A 22,839-nucleotide genomic window follows, 5' to 3' on the forward strand; every position below is an offset into this window, starting at 1 on the left:
GAAAAACTGTATGTTAAGCCAGAGACTTAGCGGTTTGAGTTCTTCATGATACGTGCTTTGTCTACTTTCCATTCACGATCTTTAATGTCATCGCGCTTGTCGTGCTCTTTCTTACCTTTTGCCAGGCCGATTTTCACTTTCGACCAGGCATTTTTCCAGTACATAGAAAGCGCGACGACGGTGTAACCATCGCGTGTCACTTTACCGAACAGCGTTTCTAACTCACGTTTGTTCAGCAGTAATTTTCTTGTGCGGGTCGGATCACAAACCACATGACTTGACGCCACGTTGAGAGGTTGAATGGTTGCGCCGAATAAAAAGGCTTCACCGTCGCGGAATGTGACATAGCTGTCAGTGATGTTTGCTTTTCCAGCGCGCATCGATTTGACTTCCCATCCCTGCAAAGCAAGCCCCGCCTCGATCTCATCTTCGATGAAGTATTCATGGCGAGCGCGTTTGTTCATCGCGATAGTCGCGGAACCGGGTTTATGTGCTTTTTTCTTTGTCATAGTGACACTTATTATACTGTAAGCGATGCCGAATGAAATCCCCACGCGGTCAGAGTCAGATGTTTTTCCTGTTTGTGGCGCGCTATGCTTCGTAGTTTTTATTACCGCGCAGATAAATGGTATTATCTGTACGTTTTATGACTCCTGGAAAATGATATGCCACAGATAAGTCGTTCTGCGCTTGTGCCGTTCAGCGTGGAACAGATGTACACCCTGGTTAATGATGTCGATGCTTACCCGCAATTTCTGCCCGGTTGTACCGGCAGTCGGATTTTAGAAAACAGTGACACGTCGATGACAGCCGCTGTCGATGTTTCTAAAGCAGGCATCAGTAAAACGTTTACCACGAAAAATACGCTGATAAGCAATAAACGTATTGATATGCAGCTGGTTGATGGCCCTTTCCGGAAGCTAACCGGCGGATGGGATTTCATCGAACTGAGCCCTGAAGCCTGCAAAGTTCAGCTCAGTCTGGATTTCGAATTTACGAATAAGCTGATTGAGCTCGCGTTCGGTAAAATCTTCAAAGAGCTGGCAGGAAGCATGGTTCAGGCGTTCACTTTACGTGCAAAAGAGGTCTACAGTGCCTGAAATCCGCGTTGAAGTGGTCTATGCGTTGCCAGAACGTCAGTACCTGAGAACCGTCAAACTGGAAGAAGGCAGCAATGTTGAACAGGCGGTTATTGCTTCTGGCTTGCTTGAACTGCGTCAGGACATTGATTTAAAGAAGAACAAGCTGGGGATTTACAGCCGGCCCGTAAAATTGGTGGACACGGTGAGCGACGGTGATCGGATTGAAATTTACCGGCCGCTGATTGCGGATCCGAAAGAGCTGCGGCGTATTCGTGCCGAACGTTCAAAAAAATAAGGCGCCTGAGGCGCCTTATTTTTTTACCCTGAAAGATGATTTTTGGTAGCTACCAACGACCATCACACCCGGGCGATTTATTGCTGATCGCTCAACTTCGGTTTGTTATCGATGTTGGTCAACTCGCCACCCTGGTTAAAGGTCAGCGTTAATGTTTGCTGAGTTATACCTTCATGACCTGGCTCCTGACGGAACACGTAATACCAAACATCACTGCCAAACGGGTCGTGCAACATCGGCGTGCCAAGAACATAAGCAACTTGTTGCTTAGTCATGCCGGTATGAATTTTTTGTACATCAGCAGGAGATAAGTAGTTCCCCTGATTGATGTCAGGCCGATAAACCACCTTTTCCAGAGTGGAACAGCCCGCAGTAAGCATTAGAAGAGCTACAGCGGCGGCAGTTAGCGTTTTACAGCGCATAGTCATTACATTCCTTTAGGGCATAAGATGCCGATGATAATAGACCTTTCATCAGTTTGAAACCTTTGCGGGGCACCTGTATGACCGCTTAAATGTAAAAAAGTTGAGCTTTTTACGCTGCGAGCAACTCTTTTGCATTGGCTAACGTGTTTCGGGTGACTTCACTTCCGCCCAGCAAGCGTGCCAGTTCCTGCAAACGCGCCTTCTTATCAAGACGATTCATTTGGGTTTCTGTCACTTCGCCGTCGGTTTCCTTGCTGACAAAATAATGCTGATGACCACATCCTGCAACCTGAGGTAGATGAGTTACGCACATTACTTGTGTCGATTCACCCAATTGGCGTAACAGGCGGCCGACAATTGCGGCAGTTGGTCCGCTGATACCGACGTCCACTTCATCAAAGATCAGTGCCGGAGTTTCCATTTTTTGTGCAGTAATGACCTGAATCGCCAAAGCGATACGCGACAGCTCACCGCCGGATGCCACTTTAGCCAGCGCCTGAAGAGGCTGGCCCGGGTTAGTCGTAACCTGGAATTCCAGGCGATCCGCACCTTCGATGCTTAGATGTTCAGGTTCGAACTGAACCTGAATTTTAAATTTACCGTGCGGCATGGACAGTGCCTGCATACTTTGCGTGATCAGTTGAGTTAATTCATCAGCAAAATACTGGCGTTTTTCGTGAAGTTGTTCGGCAATGGTCACGGCCTTCTGATAATGACGTTGTACCGCTTCGCTAAGCTCGGCCTGATTCGTTTCCTGCTCATCCAGTGCCTTTTGTTCTTCCAGTAACTGACGATGCAATTCTGGCAGCTCTTCAGCGCTGACATGATGCTTACGTGCGAGGTTCATCTGGCGGGACAGGCGCTGTTCCAGTTCGTACAAGCGGTTTGGATCCATATCCAGACGTTCGCTGTAATGACGCAGTTCGTCGCTGGCTTCGCTAACCTGAATCGAGGCCTCATCCAGCATAATGATCAGCTCGTTCATTTTGCTGTCGAGTTCAGCCAGTTCAGTTAACTGATTACGGGCGGTGTAGAGCATGCTGACAATATTCTGTTCTTCACCATCGGCCAGCAAATACAGAGCACTCTGGCTGAGAGACAACAGCTGTCCGCTGTTTGCCAGACGCTTATATTCTTCATCAATTTGCTCGTATTCACCCGGCTGAGGGGAAAACTCATTGAGCTCTTTTAACTGGTATTGCAGGAGCTGGCGGCGTGATTCACGCTCATTCATCTGCTGCTGATATTGTGCCAGCTGGCGGCAGCTGTGGTGCCAGTTCTGGTAAGCGGTTCGCATTTCTGCCAGTAACAAAGGCTGGTCTGAATATGCATCGAGCAGGTCTTTCTGATGCTCAGGTTTGAGCAGAAGCTGATGGGCGTGCTGGCCGTGAATCTGAATAAGATGCTGGCCCAGTTCGCGCAGTTGGGACAACGGCACAGGCGTTCCGTTGATAAAGCCACGTGAGCGACCATCGCTGCTGATCGTGCGGCGCAGCAGGCAATCATGCCCTTCATCCAGCTGATTATCGGCCAGCCAGTGTTTTGCGGAAGGTGTATCGGCAAGGGTGAAACGAGCGCAAATATCTGCACGGCTTGCGCCAAGGCGAACCATGCTGCCATCGGCGCGGTTGCCCAGGCAAAGGCCCAGTGCGTCAATAGCAATGGATTTACCTGCACCGGTTTCGCCGGTGATTGCCGTCATACCGGCATGAAAATCGATTTCTAATTCACGGACAATGGCAAAGTTACTGATAGTTAATTGCGCCAGCATGATCACCTTCCTGTACATAACAACAGACCTGTAATTACATACAGTATAAACTGGTTTTATATACAGTAAAGGGGCTGGCGAACTATTTTTATCAAATCAGAAGAGTTTTTTTGACCATCCAAGTTTGGTACTTAATGTATTGAAATAGCTGTAATCCTTTGGATGGATTAAGTTGAGATGGAATTCACTTCGGCGGATCACCACTTCTTCACCCGGCTGGATGGGAAGGGCGATCTGGCTGTCACAGCTGATTTCCAGATCATTGCTCATATGTGAAAAACGCAGACAAATGGTGCTGCTGCTATTGATGACCAGCGGGCGCGCGGAAAGCGTGTGCGGGAACATTGGCACCAGCGCGATAGCTTCAAGCGTCGGTGTAAGGATAGGGCCGCCACCTGAAAGAGAATAGGCGGTAGAACCGGTCGGGGTCGAAATAATCAAACCGTCGGAGCGTTGAGAGAAGGCGAATTTTTCGTCAATATAGACTTCAAATTCAATCATGTGCGCGACTTTCCCCGGATGGAGAACGACTTCATTAATGGCCGTGCTCACGCGACATTGCTGGTCTTTGCAGCGTACCATGGCCTCCAGCAGGAAACGCTGTTCGCTGATGTATTCGCCCTGCAGAACATCATCGAGTTGCTGAAGGGCGTTATCCGGATCAAGATCGGTCAGAAAACCGAGATTACCGCGGTTAATGCCGATGACTTTGATGTCATAGCGTGCCAGAACGCGCGCGGCGCCCAGCATATTACCGTCACCGCCAACTACAACGGCAAGATCGGCCAGTTTGCCAATCTCCGCCAGGCTGCCGGTTTGTGCGCCTTCCAGGGCTAAATCCTGTGCCACCTGCCGTTCAACGACGACCTGATAACCTTTTGAGATTAACCAATGGTAAAGCATTTCATGGGTGGCAAGTGCCGAAGGATGGCGTGGGTGCCCGACGATCCCAATGCACTCAAATTTTTTATTCATCGCTGTGGTTATCCTCAGCAGGGTGTGATGACACCTGCATTATGACCGGTTTCATTCAAAACCAAACCTTGAAACCCCGGTTTTGATCCCCATAATAAGCCAACTAGCAAGATTAATGCTAAAACGCGGAGAGATTCATGAGTAGTAAAGAACATAAGACACCTGACGAGCAAGTCTCTGAAGAACTGAATCAGGAACAAGAGCTGCATGCGGAAGCGGAAACTCAGGCGGCAGATGTCGTTGACCCGCGCGATGAACGTATTGCAGAACTGGAAGCAGAACTGAAAGAACTCCAGCAGCGTGAGCGTGACAGCCTGCTGCGTGCAAAAGCGGAAGTGGAAAACATCCGTCGCCGTACTGAGCAAGATATCGAGAAAGCGCATAAATTCGCTCTGGAGAAATTCTCCGGTGAGCTGTTGCCAGTTATCGATAATCTGGAACGTGCTCTGGATCTGGCTGATAAATCCAATTCAGAGCTGGCAGGTTTGATTGAAGGTGTCGAGCTGACCCTGAAATCTCTGCTGGATGCTGTGCGCAAATTCGGTATGGAAGTGGTGAGCGATATCCACGTGCCTTTCAATCCGGAACTGCATCAGGCGATGACGATGATGGAATCAGAAGAGCTGGAACCTAATCACGTGATGATGGTGATGCAGAAGGGTTACACCCTGAACGGCCGTTTGTTACGCCCTGCAATGGTTGCGGTTTCTAAAGCCAAAGCCTGATTCTGTTTTTCACAGACTGATATGACGAAAGAGGCACCTTCGCGGGTGCCTCTTTTTTATGCCTGTTCGGGTAATGCTGGTACCCAATCAATCGGTGCCAGACCTTGTTGTTCCAGTAAAGCATTCGCCTGCGAGAAGTGCTTACATCCCAGAAAACCGCGATGTGCCGAAAGCGGAGAAGGGTGCGGTGCTTTCAAAACATGGTGGCGGTTGCGGTCAATAATGTTGCCTTTCTTTTGTGCATGAGAGCCCCAAAGCAAGAACACAATCCCTTCACGGTTTTCGTTCAGCGCGGCTATGACTTTGTCGGTGAAGGTTTCCCAGCCCAGTTTGGCATGGGAATGCGCCTGACCGCCTTCAACGGTCAACACCGTGTTCAGCAGCAGCACGCCCTGATCGGCCCAGCTTTGCAGATAGCCGTGAGACGGTCGTTCGAAGCCGGGAATATCAGTGGCCAGTTCTTTGTACATGTTCACTAAAGAAGGCGGAGCAGGGATCCCGGGGCGTACGGAAAAAGATAAACCATGAGCCTGATTGGGACCGTGGTAAGGATCCTGACCCAGGATCACCACCTTGACGTCTGCCAGCTCAGTGGAGCGGAAGGCGTTAAACACATCCTGCTGTGGCGGATATATAGTTTTGCCCGCTGCGCGTTCAGCTGCGACAAACTTCAAGGTATCAACGAAATAGGGCTGTTCTTTTTCCTGACCAATCACGTCATGCCAGGTGAGAGTAGTGGACATTGACGCTCTCCTTTTGAGGGTAATTTTAAACTGGCAGTAGCTTACCTGCTCATCCTGCTGAGTGAAACCCGCGTGAGCTTTTACCGATGTTTATCTGCAACTTAACGTTCTATGCAAAATTTGTTGATAATTTACAAAAATAATTTAACCGGCCACCTTGGAAAAATTGATATAAAACATAAATATGCTGAGGGTAGGAAATACCCACACGGAAAAGATTGATATTTATCAAAGAATGCGGGGTGCTCTGCTGTTATATCTGACAACAGGAAAACAGGTTGTGGTCCGGCCTGACATCAATCATTTAACAGTATCGTAGCCAACTTGGAGGCAACATATGATCACCGGGATCCAAATTACTAAAACTGACAACGAAGCGCTGAAAAACTCTTTCTGGCTGCTCGACGATGAAAAAGCTGAAGCGCGTTGTGTATGTGCTAAAGCGGGTTTTGCGGAAGACCAGATCGTAGCTGTCAGCGATCTTGGCAAATTCGAATACCGTGAAGTGCCAATGGAAGTTCAGCCAACCGTGCGCGTGGAAGGCGGTCAGCACCTGAATGTTAACGTACTGCGCCGTGAAACTCTGGAAGATGCAGTGAAACATCCTGAAAAATACCCACAGCTGACTATTCGTGTGTCTGGCTATGCGGTACGTTTCAACTCACTGACTGCTGAACAGCAGCGTGACGTCATTACCCGTACCTTCACTGAAAGCCTGTAATGGCTGCTGAGCCTTTCAGGTTCCTGTGATTGACGGATATAAAAAAACCGCCTTTCGGGGCGGTTTTTCTTTGCATCAAATCAGGCTTTATTTGGATGCGTCTTTCGCAGCGTCAGGTTTAACGCGGCGCTTACCAACGTTTTTGCTGTCACGATGGCGAACTTTCACTTTCACCTTTGATTTTTCCTGATCCGCTTTCTGCTTCTCTTTGCGTTTCGCCAGCACTTTCTTCGAGGGTTTACCGGTGACTTTTTCGCTAGGTGCTTTGGTCTTAGGACGGAAGCCTTCGAGCACGCGTGCTTTCAGCGGTTCGTTCAGGTAACGACCGATTTTACCGAGCAGCAGATGGTCATGCGCTTCCACAAAGGAGATCGCGGTGCCTTTGCGGCCAGCACGACCGGTACGGCCGATACGGTGCAAATAGATATCAGCGGTCAGCGGCAGGTCAAAGTTGAAGACGTGGCTGATGTCGTTAATATCCAGACCGCGGGCAGCAATATCGGTGGCAACCAGCACGTTAACGCGATCTTCGACCATACGTTTCACGGCTTCGGTACGTTTAACCTGTACCATTTCGCCTTCCAGGTAGCAGGAGTTAATCCCTGCCTCACGCAGCCAGGCAACCAGCTCATGCACACGCTCACGCTTACGCACGAAGATCACTGATTTAGTGACGTCTTCCTGTTTCAGCAAATGGATGAGCATCTGGGTTTTATGCGCCAGATCGTCAGCACGGTAATACCATTGCAGGATTTTTTTGCGCTCGCGGCGTGACGGATCGGCTTCAATTTCTACCGGTTCAGTCAGAATGCGTTCTGCGAATTCACGGATGGCTTCCCCTTCCAGCGTTGCGGAGAACAGCAACGTCTGTTTACGCCAGCGTGCTTCGGCAGAAATCGTTTCGATATCCTGAGCAAAACCCATGTCCAGCATGCGGTCGGCTTCGTCTAGGATCAGCGTTTCAATTGCACGGCAGTCAAAGTTTTCTTCTTTGATGTATTGCAGCAAACGGCCGGTCGTCGCAACGACGATATCCTGGTTTTCGCTGAATACTTCGGCGTGGTTCATATATGCCACACCGCCGGTGATCGTCGCGATATCCAGATCGGTATGTTTTGCCAGCTCACGCGCCTGTTCAGCAACCTGCATGGCAAGTTCACGGGTTGGCGTGAGGATCAGAATACGGGGAGGACCAGATTTCTTACGCGGGAAATCCAGCAAATGCTGCAAGGCTGGCAACAGGAATGCCGCGGTTTTGCCGGTGCCGGTAGGAGCCGAACCCAACACATCGCGTCCGTCCATTGCTGGCGGAATTGCCTCTGCCTGTATGACAGTCGGGCGGCTATAGCCTTTGTCGCCTAAGGCGTCAATCAGGCGTTCATCGAGTTCGAGTTCGGAAAAAGTGGTTACAGTCATGGTCTACCTCTACTTGGGGCGCCGATTATAGACGTGTTAGACGCGATCTTCACCTATTTAAGCGGTTTACGTGCCTTTTCCTCCACATCTCTTTACCCTATGCTACGACAGTTTTCGTTCAGAGGCCTGATGGCCGGCGTAATTACGGTGAAATGAGTGGCAAAAGAAGTCAGTTCGGCCCGGCCTTTGCGGCGCAACGGGTTTACCTTTAAACAGTTTTTCGTCGCGCATGACCGCTGCGCGATGAAAGTTGGTACCGATGGTGTTCTGCTGGGCGCGACGGCTCCCGTCAGCGGGGCTAAACGCATTCTGGATATCGGCTGCGGCAGCGGCCTTATTGCCATAATGCTGGCTCAGCGTAGTGACCCTCAAACCGCTATTGATGCCGTTGAACTCGAACCTGCCGCTGCTGAACAAGCTGCGGAAAATTTTGGCGAATCTATCTGGACACAACGACTGTCTGTATTCGCGCAGGATATTAATGATTATGCACGGCAGCATCCGGCTGAGTATGATCTGATTGTCAGCAATCCGCCTTATTTTGAATCGGCGGTAGCCTGCAGGGATGAAGCGCGAAATGCGGCCCGTTATACCGAAACCCTCACACACGCATCGCTGCTTGAATGCGCCGGAAAGCTGATTACGCCGCAAGGATTATTCAGTGTTGTGCTGCCTTATGACATTGGCCTGGCATTTGAAACGCTGGCGCATCAGCAGGGCTGGTTCAGCGCATGGCGGATGGCCGTGCGCGATCGTCCGGGAAAACCCCTTAACCGCCTGTTACTGACGTTATCGCAGCAGCCCGTTGAGAGAGAGGAAGTGGAACTGGATTTACGGGAATCTGAAGGTATTTACAGCGAAGCGTTCTGCGCGCTGATTGCGGATTTTTATCTGAATTACTGACGGATTTTGTATCTTTTAAAGTGCGTTCCTTCGCACTTTTTAGCGACTAAGGCTGCAAGATTGTCGGCTGAGGGTTTTCCTCTAAATCGGGATAATCTAGCGTGAAGTGCAGCCCGCGGCTTTCTTTACGTTCCAGTGCGCTGCGGACGATGAGTTCAGCCACCAGTACCAGATTTCTCAATTCCAGCAGATTATTAGAAATACGGAAGTTGGCGTAATACTCGTCAATTTCCTGTTGCAGCGTCATGATGCGACGCAGGGCACGCTCAAGGCGTTTGGTCGTGCGCACAATTCCCACGTAGTCCCACATAAACAGGCGCAGTTCATGCCAGTTATGCTGGATAACCACCTGCTCATCGGAATTGTCCACCCGGCTTTCATCCCATTGCGGAATGTTTTTCGCCAGTTTTGCGTGAGGCAGGCGCTTAATGATGTCCTCCGCCGCAGACCAGCCATACACCACACATTCCAGCAGTGAGTTAGACGCCAGGCGGTTTGCGCCATGCAGACCGGTGTAGCTGACTTCGCCAATCGCATACAAACCGTCGAGATCGGTACGCCCGTGCTGATCCACCATGACACCGCCGCAGGTGTAATGCGCAGCAGGTACAATCGGAATTGGCTGTTTGGTCAGGTCGATGCCCAGTGTTTGCAGCTTTTCATCAATCATCGGGAAATGATGCTTGATGAATTCCGGCGGACGATGGCTGATATCAAGATACATGCAGTCCGCGCCAAGACGCTTCATTTCATGGTCGATTGCCCGCGCCACTACATCACGCGGTGCCAGTTCGCCACGTGCATCGAAATCAGGCATAAATCGTGAGCCGTCAGGGCGTTTGAGCAGAGCACCTTCGCCACGCAAAGCTTCAGTCAGCAGGAAGTTACGCGCCTGCGGGTGATACAGGCAGGTCGGATGAAACTGATTAAATTCCAGATTGGCCACACGACAGCCTGCACGCCACGCCATCGCCACGCCATCACCGGAAGAGATATCCGGATTCGTGGTGTACTGATAGACCTTCGCTGCACCGCCAGTGGCCAGCACAACCGCTTTGGCCCGCAGTGTTTCCACGTGCTCTTTATCACGGTTCCAGACATAAGCACCGACGACGCGTTGTGTGCCCGGTAATCCGAGTTTGCTTGAAGTAATTAAATCAACCGCATTATAGCGTTCTTTAACGCAAATATTGGCGTGCGCCCTTGCTTTCCCAACCAGCGTAGTCTCTACTTCTTTACCTGTAGCATCAGCAGCATGCAGGATCCTACGGTGGCTGTGACCGCCCTCGCGCGTCAGATGATAACGCTCTTCTGAACTCGCGTTAGTTTCGGTATCAAACAGCACGCCCTGGTCGATCAACCACTGGACACAATGACGTGCGTTGCTGGCGATAAATTCCACCGCTTCTTTATCGCACAAACCTGCGCCGGCAACTAATGTGTCATCAACGTGTGAGGCAATGCTGTCTGTTTCGTCGAAAACGGCGGCGATCCCGCCCTGTGCGTAAAACGTTGAGCCTTCGTTGAGCGGGCCCTTACTGAGAACAGTGACGTGACAGTGGTCTGCAAGTCGCAAAGCCAGAGAAAGGCCCGCAGCGCCACTTCCGATTATCAATACATCGCTAACAAATTCAGATGAAGGTTGCATAACGTATGATGTTTGCAGAAGAAGAGGGAAATTCATGTTAGCCTAAACCTCCGTGAAAAAGCCACGGGCATGAGACTTCAATAGAAAAAACAATGGCGATGTGGAACTTTATGTTTCATGTGAACTCCAAGCAGTACTTGCTCAGGAATATAATGATGAAAGCTGGCAGTACGACTTTAAGCGCGGAGATGGTTTTGGGGAGATTTTACCTCGGATGAGCGAGCAGTTAGCCGATCAAGTTCTGGTTGAGCGGGTCCAGAAGGGTGATCAAAAATCGTTCAATTTACTGGTTGTTCGTTACCAGCATAAGGTAGCGAGCCTTGTATCCCGCTATGTGCCACAGGGCGATGTGCCTGACGTGGTTCAGGAATCTTTTATTAAAGCGTATCGCGCGCTGGAATCTTTCCGCGGCGACAGTGCTTTTTATACCTGGTTGTACCGTATTGCAGTCAACACAGCGAAAAATTATCTGGTCGCTCAGGGACGACGTCCGCCTTCAAGTGACGTCGACGCAAATGAAGCCGAAAACTTCGAAAGTGGTGGTGCCCTGAAAGAAATTTCGAACCCAGAGAACTTGATGTTGTCTGAAGAGTTACGACAGATAGTTTTCCGTACTATTGAAGCGCTTCCTGAAGATCTTCGCATGGCGATTACCTTGAGGGAGTTAGATGGGCTGAGCTATGAAGAAATAGCTGCCATCATGGATTGTCCGGTGGGTACGGTCAGATCCCGTATATTCCGTGCCCGGGAAGCAATTGATAACAAAGTTCAACCGCTCATCCAGCGTTAGAGATGACGGACACAGGAAGGGTACTTAGGCATGCAGAAAGAAAAGCTTTCCGCTCTGATGGATGGTGAAGCGATTGATTCAGAACTGTTAAGTTCTTTATCAACGGATAATAAGCTTCAGCAAAGCTGGCAGAGTTATCATTTGATCCGCGATACCTTACGCGGTGATATTGGGAATGTGGTGCATCTGGATATCGCAGACCGTGTGGCCGCAGCGCTGGCAAACGAGCCGGTTAAACTGGTGCCGGGTTCTGCTACAGAATCGCAGCCTCAGCCTCATACCTGGCAGAAAATGCCTTTCTGGCACAAAGTTCGTCCTTGGGCGAGCCAGCTGACCCAGATTGGTGTGGCCGCGTGTGTGTCTCTGGCCGTGATTGTGGGTGTGCAGCACTACAATCAGCCTGACGCAACGGGTGCTTCTCCGGAAACTCCTGCGTTCAATACGTTGCCTATGATGGGTAAAGCTTCTCCGGTGAGCTTCGGCGTGCCAAATGAAGGCAATACCACCAGCGGGCAACAAAATGTGCAGGAGCAACGTAAACGCATCAATGCTATGTTGCAGGATTACGAACTGCAGCGCCGCTTGCACTCTGAGCAGCTTCAGCTCGAACCGATCACGCCGCAGCAAGCTGCTGTTCAGGTCCCAGGAACTCAGTCTTTAGGAACGCAAACGCAGTAATGAAGCAATTTTGGTTTGCCGTTTGTTTAGCGACGGGCAGCCTGCTTTCTTCAAGTATCGCCTCGGCAGAACCGACTTCCGAGGCGTTATTACAAGAAATGGGTAAAGCCAGCCAGTCGCTGAATTATGAAATGGGTTTTATCAACATCACGAAGCAGGGGATTGACTCCTTTCGCTATCGTCATGCTGTCTCGAAGGAAGTCTTACTCGCTCAGCTGGTTCTGATGGATGGGCCGCGTCGTGAAATTGTCCAGCGTGGAAAAGACATCAGTTACTTTGAGACCGGGTTACAGCCTTTCACTCTGGATGGCGATCATATCGTTGATTCCCTTCCTTCCATCGTTTTCAGTGATTTCTCCCTGCTTTCAAAATACTACGACTTTATTGCCGTAGGCCGCGCCCGTGCTGCCGATCGCCTGAGTCAGGTGATCCGCGTTGTTTCGCGGGATGGTACGCGTTTCAGCTATGTCATCTGGGTGGACGAGCAGACGAAATTGCCTATGCGTGTTGATCTGTTAGACAGAGACGGTGAAACACTGGAGCAGTTCCGTGTCATCAGTTTTGATGATGGAAAGCAAGCCATTGGCATGCTGGCTGATTTGGAAAAAGCAAGTTTACCGCCTGTGCTTTCTTTACCTGCTTCCGAGCAGGCGAAATTTAGCTGGCAGGTGAAATGGCTTCCGGCGGGTGTCACGGAAGTGGCAAGCAGTCGCAGAAACTTGCCAAATATGCCCGTCACGATAGAATCACGTCTGTATACTGATGGATTATTCAGTTTCTCCGTCAATATCAGCTCTACGACCAGCGGGCCCTCTGAGCAGTTAATCAGGCAGGGGCGCAGAACGGTGCAGACAGAAATTCGCAACGGCAATGAAATTACTGTTGTCGGAGAATTGCCACCTTCAACTGCCAAACGTATTGCTGACAGTATCGTCTTCTCTACAAAATGACTTTTGGCTAAAAAAACGGGTGATCACATGATGAAAGAATGGGCCACAGTTATCTCGTGGCAAAATGGTATTGCAACGCTGCGTTGTGAAACGCAAGCGGGTTGCAGTAGCTGCCATTCACGCTCAGGTTGTGGTGCCCGCGTATTGAATGAGTTAGGGCCACAAACCGAGCATAATCTTCAGGTCAGCATCAATGAACGTCTGGAACCGGGTCAGAAAGTCGAACTTGGGATCCCCGAGGGAAGCCTTCTTCGTTCGGCATTTTTGGTTTATATGACGCCATTGTTTGGTGTCATTGCTGGCGGCGGGTTGCTACAGGCCCTGCTGAAAGAAGATATGTACGCAGTGATTGGTGCTGTGCTCGGCGGTGGATTGGGCTTCCTGATTGCAAAAGCGCTGGCGGCAAAAGTCGACGGCAAAGCTGGTTATCAGCCGGTGGTCTTGCAGGTCGGGTTACCACCGAATGCATTCCGCTACTCTGCTGACAGCTAAAACCTCTCCATTCGTGATGCGTATAAATGCCACTGTTTCTTTTGATTCAGTGGCATTTTTAGTTTCTGACAGGTATCCGGTTCTGAATCATATGCTCAATCAGCGCGATGAAAAGATCTGCGCTTGAGAGCGAGGTATAGTGCACGGAAAACAGGATCCTGCCGTGTTTATCCAGCAATCGAATCAGCGGGCTGTTGCTGCCACCGCTGATAAACTGAATGTCTTCAACCGGCACCGTTTTCCCTTCATCCGTGGTCAGCATCAGCGCGCTCAACCTGATTCGTTTTTCGTGCGTTGCCAGAAGGTTAGAGCTGATAAACCGTTTAAATCCGCAGCGGGAATTGAGCAGACGGGTAAAAAGAATATCGCCACCCTGAGCCAATGTATTTAATGCCCACGGACCACGAAACATCAGTTGTTCGTTTTTAATAACTTCAATTAACCGCTCGGAATGAGCAATGTTTGGCGTGATCCGATGCCAGGTTTTGCTATTTTCTCCACGAAATATCATCGTGTTTAAAATGCGACGTGTATATTTACCGGTTCTGAAACGATATATATCTATAATCCTTTCGAACGGAATAAAACGATTCTTTTTATCCGTCTGGCTTATAACTAAAATACCGTTTTCATGCAGCTGATAGATTTGATGTGGACGGATGAAGCGTCTTAGCATGATGAGGACAATCCCCAGCGCAATGCTGAGCAAAGCAGACAGCACAACGCTGTGCAGCCCGGCTGCGGTATGCCCGAAAGCCAGCAGGAATGCAATTTGCACCGCGCCGCCGATCAGTAACAGAACTGACAGGACCAGAGTGATCCACGAGTTGGCTTTGGCAAAGCCATGCTGACTGAGCAGCCGCCCTTCATTGATCATATCGCTAACCTTGTGACCGGATTGAAATAAAATAAAAAAGTTGTTTAAAGAAGACAGTAATTAAAACCTAAGTAGGTTGGGGGAGAGTTATTTCTTTTTATAACAATATATTAAGTCGCGGTGTCTGTTTTTGTATATGGGCATTTTCCTAAAATAAACAGAAGGCGTTTGTATTTTCCCGACTCGGATTAATGGACGTTGCTGGCAGGCGCAAAAAGGTGACAAATGAAAATAAATGAAAAGTTGACCTCTTCCTGATGGGAAAGCTCGCATAATCTGGAGTTAGGGTGTGCCGAGACTAGGTTTTCCCAGTGCTGGCATGTAGAATGCTGCGACTTAGGCGAAAGACAGCCAACCTACAAACCGTCGCTGTATGTTCATGGCGAATGATTCAGAAATACCAAGGCAGAAAAACTTTTATAATGAAGCATATACGAAATTTCTCCATTATTGCCCACATTGACCACGGTAAGTCGACGCTGTCAGACCGTATTATTCAAATTTGCGGTGGCTTGTCCGATCGTGAAATGGAAGCGCAGGTTCTCGATTCAATGGATCTGGAACGTGAACGCGGCATCACCATTAAAGCGCAAAGCGTTACCCTCGATTACAAAGCGAAAGACGGTCAGGTTTATCATCTGAACTTTATCGACACCCCGGGGCACGTTGACTTCTCTTATGAAGTTTCCCGTTCTCTGGCCGCCTGTGAAGGTGCGTTGTTGGTGGTCGATGCCGGTCAGGGCGTCGAAGCGCAGACCCTGGCAAACTGTTACACCGCGATGGAAATGGATCTGGAAGTGGTTCCGGTTCTTAACAAAATCGATTTGCCAGCCGCTGATCCCGATCGCGCTGCACAGGAAATCGAAGACATCGTGGGTATCGATGCGACCGACGCGGTACGTTGCTCGGCGAAAACCGGTGTTGGCGTGCCAGAAGTGCTGGAACGTCTGGTTCGTGATATTCCGCCGCCGGAAGGTGATCCGGAAGCGCCGCTCCAGGCATTGATCATCGACTCCTGGTTCGATAACTACCTTGGCGTGGTTTCTCTGGTGCGTATCAAAAACGGCACCATGAGAAAAGGCGACAAAATTAAAGTCATGAGTACCGGACTGGTGTATAACGCCGATCGTCTGGGTATTTTCACGCCTAAACGTGTTGATAAAGACATTCTGAACTGCGGCGAAGTTGGCTGGTTGGTTTGCGCGATCAAAGACATCCTGGGCGCGCCGGTAGGCGATACCCTGACATTAGCGCGTCAGCCTGCGGACAAAGCGTTGCCTGGTTTCAAGAAAGTGAAACCTCAGGTTTATGCCGGCCTGTTCCCGGTCAGCTCTGACGATTATGAAAACTTCCGTGACGCGCTGGGTAAACTCAGCCTGAACGACGCCTCCCTGTTCTATGAACCAGAAAGTTCTACCGCGCTGGGCTTCGGCTTCCGCTGTGGTTTCCTGGGCTTACTGCACATGGAAATCATTCAGGAACGTCTGGAACGTGAATACGATTTGGATCTGATCACCACCGCACCGACGGTAGTGTATGAAGTCCTGACCACCGGTAACGAAACCGTTTATGTCGACAGCCCCTCTAAATTGCCTGCGCTGAACAACATTCTCGAATTACGTGAGCCTATCGCCGAATGTCACATGCTGATGCCGCAGGAATATCTGGGCAGCGTGATCACGTTATGTATTGAGAAACGTGGCGTGCAGACCAATATGGTTTATCACGGCAATCAGGTTGCGCTGACTTACGAAATTCCAATGGCGGAAGTCGTGCTCGATTTCTTTGACCGTCTGAAGTCCACTTCGCGCGGTTATGCGTCTCTTGATTACAATTTCAAACGTTTCCAGACTTCTGACATGGTGCGTGTTGATGTTCTAATCAATGGCGACCGTGTGGATGCGCTGGCGCTGATCACTCACCGTGGCAACTCACAGTTCCGTGGACGCCAGCTGGTTGAGAAGATGCAGGAATTAATCCCGCGTCAGCAGTTCGACATTGCAATCCAGGCGGCGATTGGTGCTCACATCATTGCCCGTTCGACGGTTAAGCAATTACGTAAAAACGTTCTCGCCAAGTGTTATGGTGGTGACGTCAGCCGTAAGAAAAAACTGTTGCAGAAACAGAAAGATGGTAAGAAACGCATGAAGCAAGTGGGTAACGTTGAGTTACCACAGGAAGCGTTCCTGGCCATTCTTCACGTAGGCAAAGACAGCAAATAAATCCTTAATTGAGTTGTAGGGAGTATGCATGGCTAACATGTTTGCCCTGATTCTGGCGATTGCAACGCTGGTATCAGGGATTATCTGGTGCCTTGATCGTTTCAAGCTGGCACCCGCACGTCGGGCGAAAATTGCTAAAATTAAGGCCGAAACTGGCGGTGCAGTTGACGACGTCACGCTGAGCAAGGTCGCGAAGCAGCCAGGCTGGGTGGAAACCTGTGCTTCTGTATTCCCGGTACTGTTAGTCGTGTTCGTGGTGCGTTCATTTATTTATGAACCCTTCCAGATCCCGTCCGGTTCAATGATGCCAACGCTGTTGATTGGCGATTTCATTGTGGTGGAAAAATACGCCTATGGTCTGAAAGATCCGATCACTCAGACCAAGCTTATTCCGACTGGCGAACCAAAACGTGGCGATGTGGTGGTATTTAAATACCCACGTGATCCGAGCGTTGACTATATTAAACGTTTAGTGGGGCTGCCGGGCGATCGCGTAACCTATGATCCCTTCAGCAAGCAGGTGACCGTTCAGCCTGCCTGTGAAAATGGACAGAGTTGCAATACGGCGCTTGCGGTGACTTACGACACGGGCACAGCCAGTGATTTTGTACAGACTTTCGGCCAGTCTTCTGGAGGCGAAGCAAGCAGCGGTTTCTTTGAGACTCCGCCGACCGGCAACGTTCCGCAGGACGGCGTTCGTCTGGTGCAACGCAATGAAACGCTGGGCAATGTGACTCACCGTATTCTGACCGTGCCTGGCGCGCGTGACCAACTGGGTGCGTATTATCAGCAACCGGGTCAGCCTCTGGGAACCTGGGTTGTTCCGGCCGGCCATTATTTCATGATGGGCGACAACCGTGATAACAGTGCCGATAGCCGTTATTGGGGCTTCGTGCCAGAGCAGAATTTAGTGGGCAGAGCCTCTGCAATCTGGATGAGCTTTAAAAAGCAGGAAGGTGAATGGCCGACCGGTGTTCGTTTAAGCCGTATTGGTGGGATTCATTAATCTGCTGGCGTCAGCAGCCCGATAATTCAAGTTGCAGGAAGCTATGGCTCCTGCAACTTCTGTTTTGGCGGCTATATTAGCGCAGCATTATATTTTCACCCGTTGTAGAATATCCTTTCGGGCGATAAAAGTTGGCCCCCTGATTTTTAGTTTTTCTTTGAAAAGAACAAAAACACAAAAGAACAGAGGGAGCCACTGCAAACGAAACAGCTTTGGATTGGCTTAGGGCGAAGCAGGCCTGTTCCGTATGCTGAAGTTTTTGACGCATTCTTGATCTATTGGTAACTCATGAATCCCATTGTAATAAACAGGCTTCAGCGGAAGCTGGGCTACACTTTTCAACAGCAGGAGCTTTTATTGCAGGCACTGACTCACCGCAGCGCCAGCAGTAAGCACAATGAGCGTTTAGAGTTCCTGGGTGACTCAATTCTTAGTTATGTAATTGCTAACGCTTTGTACCATCGCTTTCCTCGCGTAGACGAGGGCGATATGAGTCGTATGCGTGCCACGCTGGTACGCGGAAATACGTTAGCTGAAATGGCACGTGAATTCGATCTCGGCGAATGCCTGCGTTTAGGGCCGGGCGAATTGAAAAGTGGTGGTTTCCGCCGTGAGTCAATTCTCGCGGATACGGTGGAGGCACTCATTGGCGGCGTGTTCCTGGACAGTGATATCCAGACCGTCGAAAAGCTGATTCTCGATTGGTACCGTAGTCGTTTAGACGAAATCAGTCCCGGTGATAAGCAGAAAGACCCAAAAACCCGTTTACAGGAGTTTTTGCAAGGTCGCCATCTGCCGTTGCCTTCTTATCTGGTTGTGCAGGTTCGCGGTGAAGCGCACGATCAGGAGTTTACCATCCACTGCCAGGTCAGTGGCTTGAACCAGCCGGTTGTAGGAACCGGTTCAAGTCGCCGAAAAGCCGAGCAGGCGGCAGCGGAACAAGCGCTGATACAGCTGGAGCTTGAATGAGCGAAGAAAAAAGTTACTGTGGTTTCGTTGCAATCGTAGGCCGTCCTAACGTCGGCAAATCTACATTGCTTAATGAATTATTGGGGCAAAAAATCTCCATTACTTCACGCAAACCACAAACCACGCGTCACCGCATCATGGGCATCCATACCGAAGGGCCATATCAGGCTATTTACGTGGATACCCCGGGGCTGCACATCGAAGAAAAACGTGCAATCAACCGCCTGATGAACCGTGCTGCAAGCAGCTCAATTGGTGATGTTGAACTGGTGATCTTCGTGGTTGAAGGCACAAACTGGACTGCTGATGATGAAATGGTCGTCAACAAACTGCGTGATTTGAAATCGCCGGTTCTGCTGGCTATCAACAAGATTGATAACGTCACCGACAAATCTAAATTACTGCCGCATTTGCAGTTCCTTAGCGAGCAAATGAACTTCGTCGATATCGTGCCTATCTCTGCTGAGAAAGGGACCAACGTAGACACCATCGCCGCTCTGGTTCGCAAACGTCTGCCGGAAGCGATTCATCACTTCCCGGAAGACTACATTACCGACCGTTCACAGCGCTTTATGGCCTCTGAAATCATCCGTGAAAAACTGATGCGTTTCCTGGGCGAAGAGCTGCCGTATTCAGTCACCGTTGAAATCGAACGTTTCGTCACTAACGAGCGTGGTGGTTACGATATCAATGGCCTGATTTTGGTAGAACGTGAAGGCCAGAAGAAAATGGTTATCGGTAACAAAGGCTCTAAAATCAAGACGATTGGCATCGAAGCCCGCCAGGACATGGAAAACATGTTCGAAGCGAAAGTCCATCTTGAGTTGTGGGTTAAGGTCAAATCCGGCTGGGCAGATGACGAACGTGCATTGCGCAGCCTGGGTTATGTAGACGACTTATAAGGTCCGCGCCTATGGAAGGCTGGCAACGCGCATTTGTTTTGCATGGGCGACCTTACAGTGAAACCAGCCTGATGCTGGATCTCTTCACTGAGGGACAAGGGCGGGTACGCATACTGGCTAAAGGTGCGCGTGGCCGCCGGTCCAATCTGAAAGGCTGCCTGCAGCCTTTTACGCCTTTACTGGTTCGCTGGAGCGGTCGCGGAGAAGTCAAAACCCTGCGCAACGCCGAGCCGGTTTCTCTGGCACTTCCCCTTTCTGGTTTGATGCTTTATAGCGGCCTGTACGTTAATGAACTGGTTTCCCGCGTACTCGAGCAGGAAGCGAACTATTCCGCCTTATTCTTCGATTATCTGAATTGCCTGCAAAATCTGGCCGGTGCCACAGGCTCGCCGGAATATGCCCTGCGCCAGTTCGAATTATCCCTATTGTACCATCTGGGCTACGGCGTGGATTTTCTGCATTGCGCTGGCAGCGGCGAAGAAGTCAGTGACACCATGACTTACCGTTACCGCGAAGAGAAAGGGTTTATCGCCAGCCTGGTTATCGACAATTCCAGTTTCACCGGCAGGGATTTAAAAGCCCTCGCCAGCCGTGAATTTGACGTCGTTACCTTGCGCGCTGCCAAACGTTTCACGCGCATGGCGCTGAAGCCGTATCTCGGCGGGAAACCGCTGAAAAGCCGTGAGCTGTTCCGCCAGTTTCAGGTTAAAAAGCCCGTCTCATCTTCTGACAATTCTGTCGGTTAATTCAGACTCCGCTCTACACCCCGACATCCGCTAAGGTGTAAACTGCGTAAAACGTTTTTGTTCCATTCTTAAATCAATCCATTCAAAAATCTGGAGCTGTTATGGCTGAGTTGCTGTTGGGCGTTAACATTGATCACATCGCGACACTGCGTAATGCGCGTGGTACGGCTTATCCTGATCCTGTCCAGGCTGCGTTTATCGCCGAGCAGGCGGGGGCGGACGGCATTACTGTTCACCTGCGAGAAGATCGCCGCCATATCACCGACCGTGATGTGCGTCTTTTGCGCCAGACTATCCAGACCCGTATGAATCTGGAAATGGCCGTGACCGATGAAATGGTCGGGATCGCCTGTGAAATTCTGCCGCATTTCTGCTGCCTGGTGCCGGAAAAACGCGAAGAAGTGACCACCGAAGGCGGGCTGGACGTGGCTGGTCAGCTCGACAAAATGACAGTCGCCGTTTCCCGTCTCAGCGAAGCGGGCATTCTGGTTTCCCTGTTTATCGACCCGGATTTGCGTCAGATTGACGCCGCAGTTGCCGTCGGTGCGCCTTATATTGAAATTCACACCGGTGCTTACGCTGAAGCCCAAACTGATCTTGAGCGTCTGGCTGAACTGGAACGCATCAAACAAGGTGCAGCGTACGCCGCAGGCAAAGGCCTGAAGGTTAATGCGGGCCACGGTCTGACTTACCATAACGTGCAGCCGATTGCGGCGCTGCCGGAAATGCATGAGCTGAATATCGGCCACGCGATTATCGGTCAGGCGGTGATTGACGGGTTGTCTGGTGCCGTGCGCGAAATGAAAAACCTGATGCGGGAAGCACGCCGTTAATGAGCATTTTAGGTTTAGGTACGGATATCGTTGAAATAACCCGTATCGAAGCTGTGATTGAACGCAGTGGTGACCGGCTGGCGCGCCGTATTCTGTGCGCGAATGAATGGGCTGTTTACCAGCAACATCAGCAGCCGGTTCGCTTTCTGGCCAAGCGTTTTGCCGTCAAAGAAGCCGCAGCAAAAGCGCTGGGAACCGGGATCCGCAACGGTCTGGCGTTTGAGCAGTTTGAAGTGGTCAATGACAGTCTCGGGAAACCGGGGCTGGTATTCCATGCGCGCGCAGCGGAAATGGCGGCAGAAATGGGCGTGAAATCGGTGCATGTCACGCTGGCTGATGAACGCCGTTATGCCTGTGCAACCGTAATTATCGAAAATTAATTCAGTGCATCACGCCGTGAATTATACGTTGTGATGCAGTACCACGAATTTATCCCACAGCTCTTCGTTAGTTTCTTTATGTGCTGGATTGATGATGATCGTATTGTCGATCGGGCAGACACTCTGACAGGTCGGTTTATCGTAATGACCGATACATTCCGTACAGCGATCGCTGTCGATTTCATAGATCTCATTGCCCATCGAGATCGCCTGATTCGGGCACTCCGGTTCGCACATATCGCAATTTATGCATTTGTGTGTGATCAGCAGGGCCATAGTCTTTCTCGTATCGTCAATAATCAGGGCGCGCAGTATAGCAGAATTGCGCTGGCGTAGGATCCGCACCCGCGCCTTTCCACATCTCAAATGATCCTGATCAAACCAGCTTTTTTACCAGCTCTTCGCTGTGGCGGATCCGTTCCGGCGCATGCTCTGTATCCTGCTGAACCAGTGCAACAAACAGTAAATCTGTCAGGGAAGATTGCGCGGTGGTAGCCGAAAGAGCCGCGCCGCGCGTTGCCGGTAATTCGGCGACCGTATACAGGCAATGGTCAGCCTGCTGCTGCAATGAATTTGGCGAGAAGCCGGTCAGTGCCAGCACTTTTGCGCCGCTCTCTTTCGCCACCCGTGCCGCCAGATTGATTTCACTGCGCTCACCGCTGGAAGAAATCGCCAGCAATAAATCGTCTTTTGACAGTGCCTGAACGGTGGCAATCAGCACGTGCGTATCGGATTCCGCGATGGCTGTGACGCCGATTTTCAGCAATTTATACGCCAGATCTCTCGCGACCAGCCCTGACGCGCCGATGCCCGTCAGCACAATTTTTCTGGCATCTGTCAGCATTGAAAGGGCTATTTGCAGACGCGGCTCGCTGTTGATATCCAGCGTAGCACGCAGCGCAGACTGCTTTTCGGCCAGCAGCTTTTCCCCGACAACGTGCAGGCTGTCCGTACTCAGAATCTGATTATGGACGGTAACCGGCTCACTGTTATTGGGGGATGCCAGCGATTCACTCATGGCCAGTTTCAGCGCGGGGAAGCCTTTGTAGCCCAGCTTCTGAGCGAATTTCACCACGCCGGACTGGCTGACACCGGCCATTTCAGCCAGTTTTTGTGAACTCAGATGGCGCGCCTGTTCCGGCTGCGCCAGTAAAAAGTCAGCCAGTTTTCGGTCATTTTGTGCCAGTGTCGGGTAAAGCTGGCGGATGCGGATCATGCAGCTCATGGTGGTTTTTCCCAGCCTCTCTGAATACTGACATCACGTTTTACGGATTATGTTATCTAAAATAG

26 protein-coding genes are annotated in these 22,839 nt (G+C 50.5%); 16 read left to right on the forward strand and 10 right to left on the reverse strand.

Going from position 1 to position 22,839, the window contains the following annotated elements:
• Window positions 1-26: 26 nt before the first annotated feature.
• On the reverse strand, window positions 27-509 hold the full coding sequence (smpB, locus tag GW579_RS11830; RefSeq protein WP_101075405.1) for an SsrA-binding protein SmpB: 483 nt from the start codon (window positions 507-509) through the stop codon (window positions 27-29).
• 156 nt (window positions 510-665) lie between these two features.
• Here smpB and GW579_RS11835 point away from each other — a divergent pair, with 156 nt between their 5' ends.
• Together GW579_RS11835 and GW579_RS11840 are read left to right on the forward strand one after the other, a co-directional pair.
• Window positions 666-1,100: a type II toxin-antitoxin system RatA family toxin gene (locus GW579_RS11835; protein WP_152327803.1), complete on the forward strand. Its 435-nt coding sequence runs from the start codon at window positions 666-668 to the stop codon at window positions 1,098-1,100.
• On the forward strand, window positions 1,093-1,377 hold the full coding sequence (locus GW579_RS11840; RefSeq protein WP_165059232.1) for an RnfH family protein: 285 nt from the start codon (window positions 1,093-1,095) through the stop codon (window positions 1,375-1,377). The genes GW579_RS11835 and GW579_RS11840 overlap by 8 nt, the downstream gene beginning before the upstream one ends.
• Before the next feature lie 77 nt (window positions 1,378-1,454).
• Here GW579_RS11840 and bamE read toward each other — a convergent pair whose 3' ends face one another.
• From bamE to nadK, 3 genes are all read right to left on the reverse strand, one after another.
• Window positions 1,455-1,799, reverse strand: a complete 345-nt coding sequence (gene bamE, locus GW579_RS11845) for an outer membrane protein assembly factor BamE (RefSeq protein WP_165059234.1) — start codon at window positions 1,797-1,799, stop codon at window positions 1,455-1,457.
• 112 nt (window positions 1,800-1,911) lie between these two features.
• Window positions 1,912-3,573 (reverse strand): DNA repair protein RecN, encoded by a 1,662-nt coding sequence (recN, locus tag GW579_RS11850; RefSeq protein WP_165059236.1) that lies wholly within the window; start codon window positions 3,571-3,573, stop codon window positions 1,912-1,914.
• A gap of 96 nt (window positions 3,574-3,669) precedes the next feature.
• Window positions 3,670-4,548: an NAD(+) kinase gene (gene nadK, locus GW579_RS11855; RefSeq protein WP_165059238.1), complete on the reverse strand. Its 879-nt coding sequence runs from the start codon at window positions 4,546-4,548 to the stop codon at window positions 3,670-3,672.
• A gap of 137 nt (window positions 4,549-4,685) precedes the next feature.
• Between nadK and grpE the strand changes: the two genes are divergently transcribed.
• Window positions 4,686-5,273: a nucleotide exchange factor GrpE gene (gene grpE / locus GW579_RS11860; RefSeq protein WP_165059240.1), complete on the forward strand. Its 588-nt coding sequence runs from the start codon at window positions 4,686-4,688 to the stop codon at window positions 5,271-5,273.
• 56 nt (window positions 5,274-5,329) lie between these two features.
• On the opposite strand, the gene ung is transcribed toward grpE, so the two are convergent.
• The gene (gene ung / locus GW579_RS11865) at window positions 5,330-6,016 is read right to left on the reverse strand and encodes a uracil-DNA glycosylase (RefSeq protein WP_165059241.1); all 687 of its coding nucleotides are present in this window, start codon (window positions 6,014-6,016) and stop codon (window positions 5,330-5,332) included.
• Between the two features lie 337 nt (window positions 6,017-6,353).
• Between ung and grcA the strand changes: the two genes are divergently transcribed.
• Window positions 6,354-6,737, forward strand: coding sequence for an autonomous glycyl radical cofactor GrcA (gene grcA / locus GW579_RS11870; protein WP_112288177.1), 384 nt, complete (start codon window positions 6,354-6,356; stop codon window positions 6,735-6,737).
• 87 nt (window positions 6,738-6,824) lie between these two features.
• Here the strand turns inward: grcA and srmB are convergent, their stop codons facing one another.
• Complete coding sequence (gene srmB, locus GW579_RS11875) at window positions 6,825-8,153, reverse strand: ATP-dependent RNA helicase SrmB (protein ID WP_095924878.1); 1,329 nt, start codon at window positions 8,151-8,153, stop codon at window positions 6,825-6,827.
• Between the two features lie 156 nt (window positions 8,154-8,309).
• Between srmB and trmN the strand changes: the two genes are divergently transcribed.
• On the forward strand, window positions 8,310-9,056 hold the full coding sequence (gene trmN / locus GW579_RS11880; protein WP_165059243.1) for a tRNA(1)(Val) (adenine(37)-N(6))-methyltransferase TrmN: 747 nt from the start codon (window positions 8,310-8,312) through the stop codon (window positions 9,054-9,056).
• A 46-nt stretch (window positions 9,057-9,102) separates the two neighbouring features.
• Here trmN and nadB read toward each other — a convergent pair whose 3' ends face one another.
• On the reverse strand, window positions 9,103-10,704 hold the full coding sequence (gene nadB / locus GW579_RS11885) for an L-aspartate oxidase (RefSeq protein WP_206738866.1): 1,602 nt from the start codon (window positions 10,702-10,704) through the stop codon (window positions 9,103-9,105).
• 214 nt (window positions 10,705-10,918) lie between these two features.
• Here nadB and rpoE point away from each other — a divergent pair, with 214 nt between their 5' ends.
• From rpoE to rseC, 4 genes are read left to right on the forward strand one after another with little or no spacing between them, the layout of a single operon-like run.
• Entirely contained in the window at window positions 10,919-11,494 is a 576-nt protein-coding gene (gene rpoE, locus GW579_RS11890; protein ID WP_101075416.1) for an RNA polymerase sigma factor RpoE, read from the forward strand.
• 30 nt (window positions 11,495-11,524) lie between these two features.
• Window positions 11,525-12,172 (forward strand): anti-sigma-E factor RseA, encoded by a 648-nt coding sequence (gene rseA, locus GW579_RS11895; RefSeq protein WP_152327811.1) that lies wholly within the window; start codon window positions 11,525-11,527, stop codon window positions 12,170-12,172.
• Window positions 12,172-13,122, forward strand: coding sequence for a sigma-E factor regulatory protein RseB (gene rseB / locus GW579_RS11900; protein ID WP_165059247.1), 951 nt, complete (start codon window positions 12,172-12,174; stop codon window positions 13,120-13,122). Before rseA ends, rseB begins: the two co-directional genes overlap by 1 nt.
• Window positions 13,123-13,149: 27 nt before the next feature.
• Window positions 13,150-13,614 carry a SoxR-reducing system protein RseC gene (gene rseC / locus GW579_RS11905; protein ID WP_152327813.1) on the forward strand — a complete coding sequence of 155 codons (465 nt, stop codon included), beginning with the start codon at window positions 13,150-13,152 and terminating at the stop codon, window positions 13,612-13,614.
• Window positions 13,615-13,672: 58 nt separating this feature from the next.
• Here the strand turns inward: rseC and GW579_RS11910 are convergent, their stop codons facing one another.
• Window positions 13,673-14,491 carry a hypothetical protein gene (locus GW579_RS11910; protein WP_165059249.1) on the reverse strand — a complete coding sequence of 273 codons (819 nt, stop codon included), beginning with the start codon at window positions 14,489-14,491 and terminating at the stop codon, window positions 13,673-13,675.
• A gap of 422 nt (window positions 14,492-14,913) precedes the next feature.
• Between GW579_RS11910 and lepA the strand changes: the two genes are divergently transcribed.
• The 7 genes from lepA (at window position 14,914) to acpS (ending at window position 21,549) form a co-directional block, all read left to right on the forward strand.
• Window positions 14,914-16,713, forward strand: coding sequence for a translation elongation factor 4 (lepA, locus tag GW579_RS11915; protein WP_165059251.1), 1,800 nt, complete (start codon window positions 14,914-14,916; stop codon window positions 16,711-16,713).
• Window positions 16,714-16,741: 28 nt separating this feature from the next.
• Complete coding sequence (gene lepB, locus GW579_RS11920) at window positions 16,742-17,719, forward strand: signal peptidase I (RefSeq protein ID WP_165059253.1); 978 nt, start codon at window positions 16,742-16,744, stop codon at window positions 17,717-17,719.
• A gap of 288 nt (window positions 17,720-18,007) precedes the next feature.
• Entirely contained in the window at window positions 18,008-18,688 is a 681-nt protein-coding gene (rnc, locus tag GW579_RS11925) for a ribonuclease III (RefSeq protein ID WP_013576719.1), read from the forward strand.
• On the forward strand, window positions 18,685-19,590 hold the full coding sequence (gene era / locus GW579_RS11930; protein ID WP_152327817.1) for a GTPase Era: 906 nt from the start codon (window positions 18,685-18,687) through the stop codon (window positions 19,588-19,590). Before rnc ends, era begins: the two co-directional genes overlap by 4 nt.
• A gap of 11 nt (window positions 19,591-19,601) precedes the next feature.
• Complete coding sequence (recO, locus tag GW579_RS11935) at window positions 19,602-20,336, forward strand: DNA repair protein RecO (RefSeq protein ID WP_152327818.1); 735 nt, start codon at window positions 19,602-19,604, stop codon at window positions 20,334-20,336.
• Between the two features lie 101 nt (window positions 20,337-20,437).
• On the forward strand, window positions 20,438-21,169 hold the full coding sequence (gene pdxJ, locus GW579_RS11940) for a pyridoxine 5'-phosphate synthase (RefSeq protein WP_165059255.1): 732 nt from the start codon (window positions 20,438-20,440) through the stop codon (window positions 21,167-21,169).
• Window positions 21,169-21,549, forward strand: a complete 381-nt coding sequence (gene acpS, locus GW579_RS11945; RefSeq protein ID WP_152327820.1) for a holo-ACP synthase — start codon at window positions 21,169-21,171, stop codon at window positions 21,547-21,549. The genes pdxJ and acpS overlap by 1 nt, the downstream gene beginning before the upstream one ends.
• Before the next feature lie 21 nt (window positions 21,550-21,570).
• Here acpS and GW579_RS11950 read toward each other — a convergent pair whose 3' ends face one another.
• Both GW579_RS11950 and GW579_RS11955 read right to left on the reverse strand, forming a co-directional pair.
• Entirely contained in the window at window positions 21,571-21,894 is a 324-nt protein-coding gene (locus GW579_RS11950) for a YfhL family 4Fe-4S dicluster ferredoxin (RefSeq protein ID WP_476705503.1), read from the reverse strand.
• A 31-nt stretch (window positions 21,895-21,925) separates the two neighbouring features.
• Window positions 21,926-22,774, reverse strand: a complete 849-nt coding sequence (locus tag GW579_RS11955; protein ID WP_152327822.1) for a MurR/RpiR family transcriptional regulator — start codon at window positions 22,772-22,774, stop codon at window positions 21,926-21,928.
• Window positions 22,775-22,839 lie beyond the last annotated feature (65 nt).

The sequence above is a fragment of the Rahnella contaminans genome, assembly GCF_011065485.1.
Classification (GTDB): Bacteria; Pseudomonadota; Gammaproteobacteria; order Enterobacterales; family Enterobacteriaceae; genus Rahnella; species Rahnella contaminans.

Coding starts and splice junctions, on each gene's coding strand:
- bamE (WP_165059234.1), bottom strand. CDS start 1,799: ATGCGCTGTAAAACGCTAACTGCCGCCGCTGTAGCTCTTCTAATGCTT.
- smpB (WP_101075405.1), bottom strand. CDS start 509: ATGACAAAGAAAAAAGCACATAAACCCGGTTCCGCGACTATCGCGATG.
- GW579_RS11910 (WP_165059249.1), bottom strand. CDS start 14,491: ATGATCAATGAAGGGCGGCTGCTCAGTCAGCATGGCTTTGCCAAAGCC.
- recN (WP_165059236.1), bottom strand. CDS start 3,573: ATGCTGGCGCAATTAACTATCAGTAACTTTGCCATTGTCCGTGAATTA.
- GW579_RS11835 (WP_152327803.1), top strand. CDS start 666: ATGCCACAGATAAGTCGTTCTGCGCTTGTGCCGTTCAGCGTGGAACAG.
- lepB (WP_165059253.1), top strand. CDS start 16,742: ATGGCTAACATGTTTGCCCTGATTCTGGCGATTGCAACGCTGGTATCA.
- ung (WP_165059241.1), bottom strand. CDS start 6,016: ATGTCCACTACTCTCACCTGGCATGACGTGATTGGTCAGGAAAAAGAA.
- rnc (WP_013576719.1), top strand. CDS start 18,008: ATGAATCCCATTGTAATAAACAGGCTTCAGCGGAAGCTGGGCTACACT.
- acpS (WP_152327820.1), top strand. CDS start 21,169: ATGAGCATTTTAGGTTTAGGTACGGATATCGTTGAAATAACCCGTATC.
- nadB (WP_206738866.1), bottom strand. CDS start 10,704: ATGCAACCTTCATCTGAATTTGTTAGCGATGTATTGATAATCGGAAGT.
- rseA (WP_152327811.1), top strand. CDS start 11,525: ATGCAGAAAGAAAAGCTTTCCGCTCTGATGGATGGTGAAGCGATTGAT.
- grcA (WP_112288177.1), top strand. CDS start 6,354: ATGATCACCGGGATCCAAATTACTAAAACTGACAACGAAGCGCTGAAA.
- era (WP_152327817.1), top strand. CDS start 18,685: ATGAGCGAAGAAAAAAGTTACTGTGGTTTCGTTGCAATCGTAGGCCGT.
- rseB (WP_165059247.1), top strand. CDS start 12,172: ATGAAGCAATTTTGGTTTGCCGTTTGTTTAGCGACGGGCAGCCTGCTT.
- grpE (WP_165059240.1), top strand. CDS start 4,686: ATGAGTAGTAAAGAACATAAGACACCTGACGAGCAAGTCTCTGAAGAA.
- recO (WP_152327818.1), top strand. CDS start 19,602: ATGGAAGGCTGGCAACGCGCATTTGTTTTGCATGGGCGACCTTACAGT.
- rseC (WP_152327813.1), top strand. CDS start 13,150: ATGATGAAAGAATGGGCCACAGTTATCTCGTGGCAAAATGGTATTGCA.
- nadK (WP_165059238.1), bottom strand. CDS start 4,548: ATGAATAAAAAATTTGAGTGCATTGGGATCGTCGGGCACCCACGCCAT.
- lepA (WP_165059251.1), top strand. CDS start 14,914: ATGAAGCATATACGAAATTTCTCCATTATTGCCCACATTGACCACGGT.
- rpoE (WP_101075416.1), top strand. CDS start 10,919: ATGAGCGAGCAGTTAGCCGATCAAGTTCTGGTTGAGCGGGTCCAGAAG.
- pdxJ (WP_165059255.1), top strand. CDS start 20,438: ATGGCTGAGTTGCTGTTGGGCGTTAACATTGATCACATCGCGACACTG.
- srmB (WP_095924878.1), bottom strand. CDS start 8,153: ATGACTGTAACCACTTTTTCCGAACTCGAACTCGATGAACGCCTGATT.
- GW579_RS11955 (WP_152327822.1), bottom strand. CDS start 22,774: ATGAGCTGCATGATCCGCATCCGCCAGCTTTACCCGACACTGGCACAA.